We start from the raw sequence: 13,908 nt of genomic DNA on the forward strand, positions 1-13,908 counted from the left end.
AGAGTACGAAGGGTGGCCCTTAAGCATTTAAGGCGCGTTTACGCTAACGTGGGTGCGTCAGATTTTAAGGGGGGAGGCAATCGCACGCTGCGTCTCATTACACTAGCTGCTTTTTTTTGAAGTGTGCTTCAAGTGCCGATGTCAAAAAATAGTCCGGGTTTTAATAACGATATTCTAATCTCCAGAGATTTAAGGCTGTCATTGTTAGTCTCGCAGCTCCAGAGGAAGATGCGTTGCCATTCCAAGGTAAACTCCTACGTAATAAAATGAATAGAACGTTATCTATTTTAGAATTGGCTGTAATGGTTGTAGCGTTTTTCCCACGATTGGCAGCGAACAATTGAGCGATGTGGCAGTAATTTTGGATCTTTTTACACGTAGAATATGTCGTTTGAGTCATGCGTCAAAACGGCAAAGGTGTCGGTGTACTGTGTGCCTTTTTTTTGTTGCTTGATTAGGGCAATGAGTTCGTCGCGACTGAACGGTTCGCTCCAGTTTTTAAGCACTAAGATCCACCGAATTGATGGGCGTGCATCGCTGCGTACGGAACAGTCCTCAGTGACCAGCAGGGATAAAATATCCTTTAAGTCACGTCTACAAAAAATGGGCCTTCCATAGATAACATCCACCCTGCTTTCTGGGTGTAACAGAAGCCTTGATAGTGATTTTTTCTTGATTTTGTTTGCAGGTGCCTTGAGCGGTTCATGGTGTGTGCTGTCTTTTGAAGAAAATTCAGACTTCTCGAAAATCTTGAGAAAGTTTTTTTCGTTGGAGAAATCTGAGGGGGCATACAGGGCTTTGTAGTTGAAATTCAATGTCAAAAAAAACATAAATATCAGGGCAGAGGGAAAAACAATTAGAAACCAGACGTAAATGCCCTGGTTATCTTCGTGTAAAAAAGGCAGTGCTGTGGCTGCGGAGGCTTCGGAAAGCGCAGCGAACACGGCAATAATGCTCACGGGATTCATGCTGTTGATCGAGTCCTTAATCATGTTGATTCCTTTGTGTGGTGTGCGTTGATATGAGGCGATAATTGAGTGGCTATTAGATAAGCGAGAGACTGATATTGTTGCAATAAACAAACAGAGACTGGGTGTATTTAAGGGTAGCCGTAGGGCAGGGAAATACAATCATCATGGGGGACTAAGTTGTAGCGATTATTAATCGATGGGTGCTGCGGTACTTTTTGTTGCCGTGGACGATCAACGGGAGTGAGCGTATTTGACACCGATGGGCGAGGGCTAAAAAGTCCACAACGCCGGTCTCGGCGCGAGATGAACACTGACCGCTACTCTGTCACCCTGCTTCCACCGGTTTTTGCAGGTTGCGTTACCCACAACGACAGCATCGTATTAATAGTCGGCTTTTCAATGTGTTACTCCTCGGGCGGATTGCGTGGCGTGGCGCTCTCAGTGGTTTGCCTGAACTCAAATCGATAGTCCTGTCCAATTTTCCACACCTGACGCACGCTTAAATTCAATTTCTGAGCGATCTCCCATGCTGTGTATCCCAAGCTTGAGTAGTGTATGGCGTGGCCGGCGACGTCGTCATTGACGGAGGCTGGTTCAGCTTTGGTTTCGTTCCTGACCCCGCGAACAGGTCTGCTGTAGGGTATTTTCAGACCGTTTTCGCAGGCCATTCGTCTGACGTCCCTTTTGTTCATTCTCAGGGAGTATTGTAGGGCACTGACACCGGCGCCCTTGGCCACCAAACTTTTCAATAGTTCTAGCTTTTTAGGGTCGTCTTCTTCCAGCTCTGTATCAGGTCGGGCGGGAATGGCGGGTTCTATAGCGGTATCTGCTGTTTCTCCGAGGGGAATTATATGGATAACACCTCCTTGCTGAATGAACTGTTCTACGGCGGCCGCCAAGTCCAGTAGGTGTGCATGTTTAAGTGTGGGGTGGGAGACTTTTTTGTTCACGATGATATACCTGTTATTGGTATCAATGATGGGAGTGGCCACGGCATAAGATGTCACTCGCTTTAATCCGGTTGTGTCGGAAAAACAAGTGATCTTGAATGGCCAGGTATTAAGTGGTCGAGTTTAGTCAGTTCGACTCAATAACCAATGGGGGTGTGCTGGATCGCCGTCAGCATAATGCGCTGACTGAGTAGGCGACTTTGCCCAGTGATTCAATTAGGCAGTGCATGTAGGGTTTTAATAAAATCGCTGCTGATAAAAAGTAACGATTGGTAATGGATTTTGCAAGTGAAAAAAGTGCTTTACATAAATTGCTTCGCGAACAGCATGAGGTTCTTACATGAGGGCGGTCGGTATTCTTTATATGGCGTAGTACGTTTCCTCTTCGTAGTGTGAGGTATAGCTAGAACTCAACGAATAGCATTAACTTGTGGTCGGACGAGCTTTCTGTCTCCGTGATGCATACGGTTTTCTTGCAAAGTCAGTATGATTTCCACCTTCTGTGTGGCTCAGTAATGGTTCATGTGTTGAGGTGGGTTTCAAGTCGGCCGCGCAAACGTTCATCGCGATGAGGTAGGTTATTGGTGCGGGATAATTAGAAAAGCTGTTAAGTAATGTATAGGTTGAGTTGGGGTGTGGGGTTTTAGGACTTTTCTGAATACTATGTGGCTTTTTTCCTAAAATACATGAAGATAATAAAAAAACCTGTACGTGTGCATGGCTTTTTGATTCGACATGTGGGGATTTTTCTGGGAAGTCCGTAATAGAATCGGTAATAATTTATGACCGTTGTCCTGTGTGCTGTCTGACAATCCGACATATTCTGAATAGGTAGAAGATTGACGATATCGCTGCATCGGTGTGGCCACGGTTCACAGGCGCCATGTGCAGCGATCAGGTTCTAACCAGGCGGGATGACGCTCTCGGTTTTCAGTAGTGGCCTGATGCTATGTTTGTGCACCGATGGATCGGAGCGCGCACTGGATATGTCAGGTCCCGGTTTTTTTCGGCGGATATTCCCAAAGAAAATTGCGGTATGGATTGATTTATTTAACGAGATATTGCGCCGGTGCTTGACCAATCGTTGATTATTCTATTACGTGAATCACGATGCTGTAGGTCAGCAAATGAAGCCTTAACCATTTCATCCGCCCCTGAGGGTTGCCAATTGTCAAAAAGCTCAGAAAGTACATCGTGCATGGCGTCTTTTGTAGGATATATCTGTTGTATATGTAGGAATGGTCTCTGGCTGTTGGTCCTCGGGGGGGCACGCTATGCAAAGCACTAAACGACTAGGCTATTGTGCTGACTCTAAAAAATCGAACAGCGAAAATTGGACTTGCCCATGAATAAAGTGCTGATCGTGGATGATCACCCCGTCATTCGCCTTGCTGTACGCATGCTAATGGAGCGCCATGGCTATGAGGTCATCGCGGAAACGGATAATGGCGTGGACGCCTTGCAGCTGGCTCGCGAGCATTTGCCGGATATCGTTATTCTTGATATAGGGATCCCCAAGCTGGATGGCCTGGAGGTTATCGCTCGTCTGACGGCCATGACGTTACCTTTCAAGGTGCTGATTCTGACCTCGCAAGCTCCAGGGCATTTTTCCATGCGCTGCATGCAGGCAGGTGCTGCCGGTTATGTTTGCAAGCAACAAGACCTTACTGAGTTACTGAGTGCTATCAAAGCGGTGTTGTCGGGCTACAGCTATTTCCCCAACCAGGCCCTTCACACCGTGCGCTCAAGCCTGGGTAATGCCAGTGAGGCAGACATGGTCGATCGGCTGTCAGGTCGAGAAATGATGGTGCTGCAGCAACTGGCTCGCGGTAAAACCAATAAAGAAATCGCTGATGGAATGTTTCTGAGCAATAAAACCGTCAGTACCTACAAGACACGCTTGTTACTCAAACTCAACGCCCACTCATTGGTCGACTTGATTGAGCTGGCCCAGCGTAATGGTCTGGTCTGAGGCAGCGTTTCATTGCGTTCAGGGATAGCCGGAATATTGGATAGAGAGGGCAGGTTCTGCCGCCGCCACACATGGAAATCGCAAAGTCGCTAAAGCCTCTCGCGAGTGAGAGGCTTTAAACGGTCAAACGCTTGGGGGGCAAAGACCGCTTTCCAACAGCCGGCGGGGAGGCTGATGCTTTACAGGTCGAAGTCGTAATCGGCCAGTTGCTTTTGCAAACGTCGTTCTTCCAGAAGATTGTCTATAGTCCGGCGCTTACTCAAATTGGTCTTGGCCTGCTCCACAGGTGTCTGCGTATCCTCATCCGTTTCGACTGCAACGAAGTCGTCTTCTATGTCTAGTTGCTCTTTGCCAGTGCTCATAAAGTGACTCCAGGCTTAGGCTGTCATTGGCGCACCTTATAGCGACAATCCTGGGCTGGGTAAAAAAGATTTTTTCAATCGATCGCCTAATAAAACCTCTATCACTCAATCGTCAGAGGTCTTTTGCTTGTATTCGCAGAGGTCTTCGATTCTGCAGCTGCCACAGCGCGGCTTTCGAGCCTGGCAAACATAACGCCCATGCAGGATGAGCCAGTGATGAGCATCGAGCAGGAAATCCTTTGGAACAAATTTCATCAGTTGCTTTTCTACCTCGACCACATTTTTGCCGGGCGCGATGCCTGTGCGATTACTGACGCGAAAGATATGCGTGTCAACCGCCATGGTCAGTTGGCGAAAGGCGGTGTTAAGAACAACGTTGGCGGTTTTGCGCCCGACGCCCGGTAAGGCCTCTAGCGCTTCGCGGGTCTGTGGTACCTGGCCGCCGTGCAGTTCGACCAGCATTCTGCAGGTCTCGATGACGTTTTTTGCTTTGCTGTTGTAGAGCCCGATGGTTTTTATGTACTCGGACAACCCCGCCACGCCCAGGTCGTAAATCGCTTGGGGGGTATTGGCCACCGGATACAGGCGTGCAGTGGCTTTGTTCACCCCGACATCTGTCGCTTGGGCCGAAAGAATCACGGAGATCAGCAGTTCGAACGGTGAGCTGTAGGCCAATTCGGTTTTAGGTTCCGGATTGTCTTCGCGCAGGCGACGGAAAATTTCCAGGCGTTTTGCGGCATTCATGGGTGAAGCGTTTCCTTGGAAGCGGAGAGTCGATCAATGTTCTTGGCGTCAGGCATTCGATTTGGACTTGAGCGGCTTGCCCAGGCGTTTCTTGCAGCCAGAAGCAGTCCTAGCAGGATAAATCCTCCGGGCGTCAGGAGTGCAAGGTGTAGCCCTCCAGTGAGCACATTAATTTCCCAGTGCGTTGCGCTTGCGCCAAACAACCACTGGGCATGGCTGAACAAGGTGCCGTTGCCCAGCAATTCGCGCAGTAACCCAAGGATCAGCATCAATACGCTGAACAGAGTGATAAGCGTTGGAAACGCTTGAATTTGATCGTCAGCCACGTTGACTGCACGTTCGTTCAGCATGCAATGAATGCCAATCAATGCCAGGTAAATCCCTAGCCCCTGATAGAACGCTAGCGCTTGCGCCTGCAAAATCAGCTCAGTGCAACTGACGAGCGCTGCAGCCACCAGTGTACTGGCGAGCAGACGCGAGCCGGGGTTCAGTAGGGGGCGCATCCACCTGACTAACGCAACGTGCAGGCCGACGACGATCCATAGGACCAACAATAGCCCCATTGCCCGCACGAGCGAATCAGTGACGCCCAGGAGGGGTGTCAGGCTCAGCGGGCCAAGAAGGGGGCTGAAGTCGTTGTTCTGTTGCGCTCGCTCGCTCATGGCGGGTTACCTGTGGATGGCGACAGGAGTTGCGCTCGATTGGCATCGAAGAATTGCAGTGTTTCGTGGATCGCACGGGTGGTGGCTCGAGAAGTAATCGTCGCCCCCGCGATCTGATCGAATTGTCCGTTGTCTTTTTTCAATGCCCAACCCGACTCTGCCGGGTCATTCGTTGATTTGCCGAGAAACCCAGCCAGCCAGCCAGGTTCGGTAGCGATACGCGCGCCCAGACCCGGTGTTTCGCTTTGCTTGAGGGCTTTTACACCGATCAGTTTGCCATTGGCCGAGACGCCAATCAGCAGTTCGATGCTCCCGGAGTAACCCTGCGTCTGGCTTTGGAAAATGATGGCGCTGGGTTGATCACCCAGTGTTGCAAGATACGCGGCGATGACTGTCTGGGGTGCAGATGTGCGCTCAGGCAGGGTTAGAGGGTGTCGCAAAGGATGATTGTCATAGCTATCTGGAGGCAGGATCGATAGAAACGATTGAGCCTGAGCGGCCTCTCGCGCTGCAATGATTTGCCCACTTGCGCCGTGTTGCAGAGCGATCGTCAGGCCCGCCCCGACGCAGGCGAGGAGGGTGATGATCAACACGCTGAGGGTTCTGGAGGGTTTATTCATGACGCGGTTCCGGTTTTTCTTCGGAGGGCCTCATTCGCTCCAGGCGTTCCAGCGCGGGCACTGTGAGGTTCATCAACAGCACCGCGAAAGCAACCCCGTCGGGGTAGGCTCCCCACGTGCGGATCAGGTACGTGATCACTCCCACACCAACGCCAAACAACAGCCGCGCACGGGGGCTTTTGGGGCCGGACACCGGTTCTGTCGCGATAAAGAACGCGCCGAGCATGCTCGCACCCGTCAGCAGGTGAAACAGTGGCGAGCCGTGGGAATCCGACCCCGAACCGTTCCAAAAGAGCAGGCTGATGATGAACAGACTGCCGAGCATTCCCACAGGTGCATGCCAGGTGAACACCCGCTGTTTGAGCAGGAACGCACCGCCCGCGAGGAATGCCAGGTTGAGCCATTCCGCACCTCTGCCACCGAACCGGCCGAACGACGGGTTGCTCGCGAACAGTTCGTCGATGGTCAGACTCTTGTTGATCCGCAACGCATCCAGCGCAGTGGCTTGAGCCCAGGCATCGGGTTGCGTGCTTGAGCCGAAACTGACGCCGAAAATCTGTTGCAGGCCGCCCATCAGATTCAGACCATGGGGCGCCGGCCAGTGATTCATCTGTTGCGGAAACGACACCAGCGCCATGGCATACCCAAGCATGGCCGGGTTGAACGGGTTTTTACCCACACCGCCGAACAGGTGCTTGCCACATAGCAGCGCAAAGCCGCTGGCCAGCAAGGTCAACCACCATGGCGAATACGGTGGCAGGGCAAAGGCCAGCAGGGTTGCACTCACCAATGCACTGCCGTCGCTCAGGGACGGCTTGAGCGGCTGTTGGCGTAGCGTGAGTGCCGCGGCTTCTACCGCCAGGGCCATGCTGGCTGCCAGTAGCCAATTGATCACAACGCCCCAACCATAAAACCACAGCAGGGTCAGTGCGCCGGGCACCGTGGCCAGTAACACCAGTACCATGGTTTTTTGCAGGCGTTCGCTGAACTGTTCGGCCATGCTCATTTTTTCAGCCGTGCTGGGGCCCTCAGGCTTTGGCATGAGTGCTGACCTCAGGTTGCGCCTGAACCGTCGCTTCGAGCGTGATCAAGGTGTGCTCGGCGGCTTCGAATTCGCGCTGCAGTACAACCAGCTGTGCTTGCTGTTCAGCGGTTGGGGGATGGCCGAAGGCCTTGAGCGACTTGTTCAGCTGCGCCCGGCTCATGGCCAGGGCAATCTTGGCCTTTTTCAGGGCTTGGTCATTGGCGGCGGCTTTCTGCGCTCGAATGCGCTCGATGGCAGACTGTACGGGGTTGAGCGGGGCGGTGGTCGTTGTTACGGGTGTTTGAGTCGGGCGTTGTGAGCGGGCCAATCGTTCGGCCTGTTTGTGTTCTTCTTCGTGGCGCAGCCGGTCGTTGCGCAGCTCGAAGCGTCGGCGCGCATGGTTCCGCTTGCTGGCGCGGGCCTGTTGCTGTTCGCTGCTGAGCGCGAGGCTGCCAACGATGGGTATCACGCTGAGCGGCAACGGGTGCATTTCGATGCAATCCACTGGGCAAGGCGCCACGCACAGGTCGCAACCGGTGCACTCATCGACGATGACGGTGTGCATCAGCTTGGCCGCGCCCACGATGGCATCCACCGGGCAGGCCTGAATGCATTTGGTGCAGCCAATACATTCGGCTTCACGGATGAATGCAATCTGCGACGGTGCGGGGCCGCGCTCAAGGTCCAGTTGCACGACAGGTACTTTCAGTAGTCGAGCGAGCGCGGCGATGGTTTCGTCACCGCCAGGCGGGCACTTGTTGATCGCTTCGCCGCTGGCAATCCCCTCGGCGTAGGGCTTGCAGCCGGGATGCCCGCACTTGCCACACTGCGTCTGTGGCAACAGCGCGTCGATAGATTGGATCAGGTTCATGGTTTGACCAGCCCACTGAAGCCGAGAAAGGCCAGGCCCATCAGGCCGGCGCTGATCAGCTCGATGGGGACTCCGCGAAAAGGCAGTGGAACGTCTTGGGTTTGAATGCGTTGACGAAGATCGTGAAACAGACTCAGCACTAACCAAAAGCCCAGTCCGGCCCCAAGGCTCAATGCCAGCGTGAGGAAAATCCCCTTGTCTGCCTGCGTGCTCAGCAGCGAGAGCCCGAGGATCCCGGCATTGCTCAGCAGTAGCGGCCACAGCCCGTTGAGTGGCAATCGCGGCAATAATCGAGACAGCAGGGACAAGCCGGGCATGATCGACAGCACGGCGACCGGCAGTAACACAAACAAGCGCAGATACGTCAGTTCCAGCGGCATCAGCAGATAGCGGTACAGCAGGTAACTGAGGAGCGTGCTTAAAAGCATGATCCAAACGGTCGCAATGCCCAGTGCATGCACCTGCCAGCGGGAGAAGTCTGCTGGGTGCGAGGCCTGGAGCAGCGAATCAACCCCAAGTGGTAATTGCAACACAAAGTTGTTGATCAATGCTGCGCTGATGAGCGTGAGGATGAGATCGGTCATGATCGTGCCGGGGGATCGAGCAGGCGAGAGGGGGGCCTTTAAGGAAGATAGTACCCGGCAAAGAAGCAGGTCGTACTTCTTGCACGAAAAAGCCCACGAACAGCACTGTTCGCGGGCTTTTTATTGGGCTTACTTGATGCGTTGACCAGGCTTGGCGCCGCTGTCCGGGCTGAGCAGGTAGATTTCTTCACCACCAGGGCCTGCCGCCATCACCATGCCTTCGGAGATGCCAAAGCGCATTTTGCGTGGTTTGAGGTTGGCGATCATCATCGTCAGGCGACCTTCCAGCTCGGCTGGATTTGGGTAGGCGCTTTTTATCCCGGAAAAGACATTGCGCTGTTCGTCGCCAATGTCCAGGGTCAGACGCAGGAGCTTGTCGGCGCCTTCAACGTGTTCGGCCTTGAGGATCAGGGCCACGCGAAGGTCCACGGCTTCGAATGCGCCGAAGTCGATCTCTGCGGCCAATGGTTCTTTCACCAGTTCGCCATTACCTTGTGGGGCAACGGAGGTCTGGCTGGCGGTCAGGTCTTCTTTCGAGGCGTCGGTCATGGCTTGCACTTTTACGGGGTCGATTCGTGTCATTAGCGGCTGGAACGGATTGAGCTGATGATTGCTCAGTAGCGTCTGGTGGTCGTTCCAGGTCAGTGGCGCGACGTTCAGGAAGGCCTCTGCATCGGCAGCCAGGAGCGGCAACACCGGTTTGAGGAAAATCACCAGTTGGCGGAACAGGTTGATGCCCAGCGCACAAACAGCCTGGACTTCGTCTTGCTTGCCTTCCTGCTTGGCTAGCGACCAGGGTGCTTTTTCTGCGATGTACGCATTGGCGCGGTCAGCCAGGCCCATGATTTCGCGCATGGCCCGGGCAAAGTCGCGCGTTTCGTACGCGTCGGCGATGCTGGGTGCGGCGGTGAGGAAGGCGTCGGTCAATTCTGGCGCGGCATTGCCTGCGACCAGCACGCCGGCATTGCCTTTGTGGATGAAACCGGCACACCGGCTGGCAATGTTGACCACTTTGCCGATCAGGTCGGAGTTGACCTTCTGCACGAAGTCTTCCAGGTTCAGGTCCAGGTCGTCGACGCCCCGGCCGAGCTTGGCGGCATAGTAATAGCGCAGGTATTCCGGCGACAGGTTGTCCAGGTACGTACGGGCCTTGATGAAGGTGCCGCGCGATTTCGACATTTTCTGGCCGTTGACGGTCAGGTAGCCGTGGACGTTGATTGCGTTTGGCTTACGGAAGCCTGCACCTTCGAGCATGGCTGGCCAGAACAAGGCGTGGAAGTTGATGATGTCCTTGCCAATGAAGTGGTACAGCTCGGTGGTGGCATCCTTGGCCCAGTAAGCATCGAAGTCCAAATCAGGGCGACGTGCGCAAAGGTTCTTGAAGCTGGCCATGTAACCAATGGGCGCGTCCAGCCAGACATAGAAGTACTTGCCCGGCTCGCCTGGAATCTCGAAACCGAAATACGGCGCATCGCGTGAGATGTCCCACTGTTGCAGGCCTGCATCCAGCCATTCGGCGATTTTGTTTGCCACGGCATCCTGCAATGTGCCGCTGCGGGTCCAGCTTTTGAGCATCGCATCGAAGTCTGGCAGCTTGAAGAAGAAGTGCTGGGACTCTTTCAATACCGGTGTCGCACCGGAAATCGCTGATTTCGGATCTTTCAGGTCGGTCGGGGCGTAGGTTGCACCGCATTTTTCGCAGTTATCGCCGTACTGATCTTCCGTGCCGCATTTAGGGCAGGTGCCCTTGATGAAGCGGTCGGCCAGGAACATCTGCTTTTCCGGGTCGAAATACTGGGTAATCGAACGGGTTGCGATATGACCTGCGTCGCGCAAGCGGGTATAGATCAGGCTCGACAACTCACGATTTTCGTCAGAATGAGTCGAGTGGAAGTTATCGAAATCCACCAGGAAGTCGGCAAAGTCGGCGCTGTGTTCAGCCTTTACATTGTCGATCAGCTGTTCTGGGGTGATCCCTTCCTTTTCAGCGCGCAGCATGATCGCCGAGCCATGGGCGTCGTCCGCGCAGACATAAATGCACTGATTGCCGCGATGCTTCTGGAAGCGCACCCACATATCGGTCTGGATGTACTCAAGCATATGGCCAAGGTGAATTGATCCATTGGCATAGGGCAGGGCGCTGGTGACGAGAATCTTGCGTGGCTCGGACATGGGGCTCGGCTACTTGAAGTGAAACGGAGGTCGGTCACTATAAAGGTCTGGGCGATATATTTCACCCCGTTGGCAAGCATTGCCCACGATCAGCCAACTGATCGGCAGGGTGTGAAAGCATGCCGGCAACTTTCATAACGGGTAGGATAGCCTTCTGTTTTACTCAGTCTTTTTACCGGGAGTAGCCATGAGCGCCGTCAATCGCACAGCGGTGGAAGCCGTGCTTCGCCAATATACCGACCCTTACTTGAATCAGGATCCTCTCAGCGCTGGCTGTGTGCGTGCCATCGATATTCAGGGCGATCGCGTCAGCGTTCAGCTTGAGTTGGGTTATGCCGCCGCCCTGTTCAAGAATGGCTGGGCGCAAATGCTGAAAATGGCTATCGAAGGGATCGAGGGTGTGTCCTCGGCCAATGTCGACGTTCGCAGCGTGATCACTGCGCATAAGGCACAGGGACAAATCCCGGGTCTGGCCAATGTGAAGAACATCGTTGCCGTCGCTTCAGGTAAAGGCGGTGTGGGTAAATCCACTACCGCCGCAAACCTGGCGCTGGCGCTGTCCCGCGAAGGCGCACGGGTCGGTATTCTCGATGCCGATATCTATGGTCCGAGTCAGGGTGTGATGTTTGGCATCCCGGAAGGCACGCGGCCGAAGATCAAGGATCAAAAATGGTTCGTGCCCATCGAGTCCCATGGCATCGAAGTCATGTCCATGGCATTCCTGACCGATGACAACACGCCGATGGTCTGGCGCGGGCCAATGGTGTCTGGCGCGCTGCTGCAACTGATTACGCAAACAGCGTGGAATGATCTGGATTATCTGGTCATCGATATGCCGCCTGGCACCGGTGATATCCAGCTGACACTGGCACAGAAAGTCCCTGTGGCAGGCGCTGTGATTGTCACCACCCCGCAGGATCTGGCGTTGCTGGATGCCAAGAAAGGCGTCGAGATGTTCCGTAAGGTCAACATTCCGGTGTTGGGTGTCGTGGAAAACATGGCCGTGCACATCTGCTCCAATTGCGGTCACGCGGAGCACCTGTTCGGAGAGGGGGGTGGTGAGAAGCTGGCGGCGCAATACGACGTCGAGCTGTTGGCGTCATTGCCACTGTCGATCGTGATTCGCGAACAGGCGGACAGCGGCAAGCCGACAGTGATCGCCGATCCGGAAAGCCCGATTGCCATGGTCTATCAGGAACTGGCTCGTCACGTAGGTGCGCGAATCGTCTTGCAGGAAGCTCAAACCCAGGCGATGCCGAACATCACCATCAGCGACGACTGAACTGTCGATGTCGTGGGCATCCAGCCGGGTGCTCACGCTATTGGCGCAACACCTTTACATTTCTTACGATACATAAAAGCCTCCACACCCCCTCTGCGGATCTGAATACGCAGAGGGGGTGTGGAGGCTAGTGCGTTACGTTTGACGCCGTATCACCGCGCGATGGTCTTGGTCTGTATGCCCATTTCCAACACGTTGGAACGGCCGTAGACGTCTTCGAAACGTTCGATGTCGTCTTCGCCCAGGTAGCTGCCGGATTGGACTTCAATGATTTCCAACGCGATTTTGCCTGGGTTTTTCAAGCGGTGGACCGAGGCTATCGGGATGTACGTGGATTGGTTTTCGGTCAGCAGGAACACGTTTTCATCGCAGGTCACTTCGGCCGTGCCGGAGACGACGATCCAGTGTTCGGCACGGTGGTGGTGCATTTGCAGGGACAGGCAAGCGCCTGGTTTGACCGAGATGTGCTTGACCTGGAACCGGCCGCCCATGTCGACCGAATCGTAGGAACCCCAAGGTCGGTAAACCTCACAGTGGTTCTGGGTTTCGCTGCGACCCTGTTCGTTGAGGGTGTTGACCATCTGCTTGACGCCCTGAACCTTGTCCTTGTGGGCAATCATCATGGCGTCTTTGGTTTCGACCACGACAATGTTGTCCAGGCCAATGACCGAGACCAGTTTGCCATTGCCATGGATCATGCAGTTGCGGCTGTCCTGGATGACCACATCGCCTTTGGCGACGTTGCCGTGGACGTCTTTTTCCTGCACGTCCCACAGCGATGACCAGCAACCGACATCGTTCCAGCCAGCGGTGAGCGGAACCACGCAGGCGCGCTGGGTTTTTTCCATCACGGCATAGTCGATGGAATTGTCCGGGCAGCAGGCGAAGGTGGCTTCATCGATGTCGATGCTGTCGCCGTCACGGCTACTGCGCTCAAGGGCCAGCATGCAGGTGTCGTAGATGTCCGCGTCGTGCCTTTTCAGCTCTTCCAGGTAACGGCTGGCGCGGAACAGGAACATGCCGCTGTTCCAGAAATAACCGCCAGCCTTAACGAACTCGGTGGCGCGTTTTTCGTCAGGTTTTTCGACGAAGTGCGAAACGCGGCTCACACCTTCAGGCAGCAACACATCGTTGGTCGACTTGATGTAGCCATAGCCGGTTTCAGGTTTGGTCGCCGGTACGCCGAACAGCACCATTTCGCCGCGTTCAGCCGCGACGGTCGCCAGGGCGAGGGCACGTTGCAGGGCTTTTTGATCGTCGATGACGTGGTCGGCCGGCAGCACCAACATCAGTTCATCACGGCCTTCGCTCAGTAGCATCATCGCAGTGATCGCGACAGCCGGTGCGGTGTTGCGGCCGAAGGGCTCGAGCAAGATGGCCTGGGTTGCCAGCTTCAACGTATCCAGTTGCTCGCTGACGATGAAGCGGTGGTCCTTGTTGCAGACCACGATAGGGTCCTGCATACCGTCGAACTTCAGGCGCTCGAGGGTTTGCTGGAACAGGGTATGTTCGCCGGTCAGTGCCAGGAACTGTTTAGGGAACTGTTTGCGCGAAAGCGGCCAGAGTCGTGAACCGCTACCACCTGACAAGATTACTGGAATCATTTTGTTTCTCCAAAAGTCTTCAAAAAGGCTGTACGTCGTTTTCTGTCGTTTCAGTCTTGTTGTTGTTCCGTACCCGCCGGCCCTCGTTTG

13 protein-coding genes are annotated in these 13,908 nt (G+C 54.4%); 2 read left to right on the forward strand and 11 right to left on the reverse strand.

Going from position 1 to position 13,908, the window contains the following annotated elements:
• Nucleotides 1-371 precede the first annotated feature (371 nt).
• The gene (locus AC1ME2_RS19375; RefSeq protein WP_480435993.1) at nt 372-992 is read right to left on the reverse strand and encodes a hypothetical protein; all 621 of its coding nucleotides are present in this window, start codon (nt 990-992) and stop codon (nt 372-374) included.
• A 383-nt stretch (nt 993-1,375) separates the two neighbouring features.
• Nucleotides 1,376-1,921 carry a hypothetical protein gene (locus tag AC1ME2_RS19380; RefSeq protein ID WP_480435995.1) on the reverse strand — a complete coding sequence of 182 codons (546 nt, stop codon included), beginning with the start codon at nt 1,919-1,921 and terminating at the stop codon, nt 1,376-1,378.
• A gap of 1,345 nt (nt 1,922-3,266) precedes the next feature.
• Here AC1ME2_RS19380 and AC1ME2_RS19385 point away from each other — a divergent pair.
• A complete protein-coding gene (locus AC1ME2_RS19385) occupies nt 3,267-3,893 on the forward strand; it encodes a response regulator (protein ID WP_480435997.1) in 627 nt (208 codons plus the stop codon).
• A 179-nt stretch (nt 3,894-4,072) separates the two neighbouring features.
• Here the strand turns inward: AC1ME2_RS19385 and AC1ME2_RS19390 are convergent, their stop codons facing one another.
• The 8 genes from AC1ME2_RS19390 to metG form a co-directional block, all read right to left on the reverse strand.
• Nucleotides 4,073-4,255, reverse strand: coding sequence for a PA3496 family putative envelope integrity protein (locus AC1ME2_RS19390; protein ID WP_480435999.1), 183 nt, complete (start codon nt 4,253-4,255; stop codon nt 4,073-4,075).
• 105 nt (nt 4,256-4,360) lie between these two features.
• The gene (gene nth / locus AC1ME2_RS19395) at nt 4,361-4,999 is read right to left on the reverse strand and encodes an endonuclease III (RefSeq protein WP_480436001.1); all 639 of its coding nucleotides are present in this window, start codon (nt 4,997-4,999) and stop codon (nt 4,361-4,363) included.
• Nucleotides 4,996-5,661: an Rnf-Nqr domain containing protein gene (locus AC1ME2_RS19400; RefSeq protein ID WP_480436003.1), complete on the reverse strand. Its 666-nt coding sequence runs from the start codon at nt 5,659-5,661 to the stop codon at nt 4,996-4,998. The genes nth and AC1ME2_RS19400 overlap by 4 nt, the downstream gene beginning before the upstream one ends.
• Nucleotides 5,658-6,281 carry an RnfABCDGE type electron transport complex subunit G gene (locus AC1ME2_RS19405; protein WP_480436004.1) on the reverse strand — a complete coding sequence of 208 codons (624 nt, stop codon included), beginning with the start codon at nt 6,279-6,281 and terminating at the stop codon, nt 5,658-5,660. The genes AC1ME2_RS19400 and AC1ME2_RS19405 overlap by 4 nt, the downstream gene beginning before the upstream one ends.
• Complete coding sequence (locus AC1ME2_RS19410) at nt 6,274-7,287, reverse strand: RnfABCDGE type electron transport complex subunit D (RefSeq protein WP_480442228.1); 1,014 nt, start codon at nt 7,285-7,287, stop codon at nt 6,274-6,276. Before AC1ME2_RS19410 ends, AC1ME2_RS19405 begins: the two co-directional genes overlap by 8 nt.
• 22 nt (nt 7,288-7,309) lie before the next feature.
• The gene (rsxB, locus tag AC1ME2_RS19415) at nt 7,310-8,176 is read right to left on the reverse strand and encodes an electron transport complex subunit RsxB (protein WP_480436005.1); all 867 of its coding nucleotides are present in this window, start codon (nt 8,174-8,176) and stop codon (nt 7,310-7,312) included.
• Nucleotides 8,173-8,760, reverse strand: coding sequence for an Rnf-Nqr domain containing protein (locus AC1ME2_RS19420; RefSeq protein ID WP_480436008.1), 588 nt, complete (start codon nt 8,758-8,760; stop codon nt 8,173-8,175). The genes rsxB and AC1ME2_RS19420 overlap by 4 nt, the downstream gene beginning before the upstream one ends.
• A 129-nt stretch (nt 8,761-8,889) precedes the next feature.
• Complete coding sequence (metG, locus tag AC1ME2_RS19425) at nt 8,890-10,932, reverse strand: methionine--tRNA ligase (protein WP_480436009.1); 2,043 nt, start codon at nt 10,930-10,932, stop codon at nt 8,890-8,892.
• A 187-nt stretch (nt 10,933-11,119) separates the two neighbouring features.
• Here metG and apbC point away from each other — a divergent pair, with 187 nt between their 5' ends.
• Entirely contained in the window at nt 11,120-12,214 is a 1,095-nt protein-coding gene (apbC, locus tag AC1ME2_RS19430) for an iron-sulfur cluster carrier protein ApbC (RefSeq protein WP_480436010.1), read from the forward strand.
• A 152-nt stretch (nt 12,215-12,366) separates the two neighbouring features.
• On the opposite strand, the gene AC1ME2_RS19435 is transcribed toward apbC, so the two are convergent.
• On the reverse strand, nt 12,367-13,818 hold the full coding sequence (locus AC1ME2_RS19435) for a mannose-1-phosphate guanylyltransferase/mannose-6-phosphate isomerase (protein WP_480436013.1): 1,452 nt from the start codon (nt 13,816-13,818) through the stop codon (nt 12,367-12,369).
• Between the last annotated feature and the right edge of the window lie 90 nt (nt 13,819-13,908).

The organism is Pseudomonas sp. ASL9, from assembly GCF_056680335.1.

Coding starts and splice junctions, on each gene's coding strand:
- AC1ME2_RS19375 (WP_480435993.1), bottom strand. CDS start 992: ATGATTAAGGACTCGATCAACAGCATGAATCCCGTGAGCATTATTGCC.
- AC1ME2_RS19385 (WP_480435997.1), top strand. CDS start 3,267: ATGAATAAAGTGCTGATCGTGGATGATCACCCCGTCATTCGCCTTGCT.
- AC1ME2_RS19390 (WP_480435999.1), bottom strand. CDS start 4,255: ATGAGCACTGGCAAAGAGCAACTAGACATAGAAGACGACTTCGTTGCA.
- nth (WP_480436001.1), bottom strand. CDS start 4,999: ATGAATGCCGCAAAACGCCTGGAAATTTTCCGTCGCCTGCGCGAAGAC.
- AC1ME2_RS19400 (WP_480436003.1), bottom strand. CDS start 5,661: ATGAGCGAGCGAGCGCAACAGAACAACGACTTCAGCCCCCTTCTTGGC.
- AC1ME2_RS19405 (WP_480436004.1), bottom strand. CDS start 6,281: ATGAATAAACCCTCCAGAACCCTCAGCGTGTTGATCATCACCCTCCTC.
- AC1ME2_RS19410 (WP_480442228.1), bottom strand. CDS start 7,287: ATGAGCATGGCCGAACAGTTCAGCGAACGCCTGCAAAAAACCATGGTA.
- rsxB (WP_480436005.1), bottom strand. CDS start 8,176: ATGAACCTGATCCAATCTATCGACGCGCTGTTGCCACAGACGCAGTGT.
- AC1ME2_RS19420 (WP_480436008.1), bottom strand. CDS start 8,760: ATGACCGATCTCATCCTCACGCTCATCAGCGCAGCATTGATCAACAAC.
- metG (WP_480436009.1), bottom strand. CDS start 10,932: ATGTCCGAGCCACGCAAGATTCTCGTCACCAGCGCCCTGCCCTATGCC.
- apbC (WP_480436010.1), top strand. CDS start 11,120: ATGAGCGCCGTCAATCGCACAGCGGTGGAAGCCGTGCTTCGCCAATAT.
- AC1ME2_RS19435 (WP_480436013.1), bottom strand. CDS start 13,818: ATGATTCCAGTAATCTTGTCAGGTGGTAGCGGTTCACGACTCTGGCCG.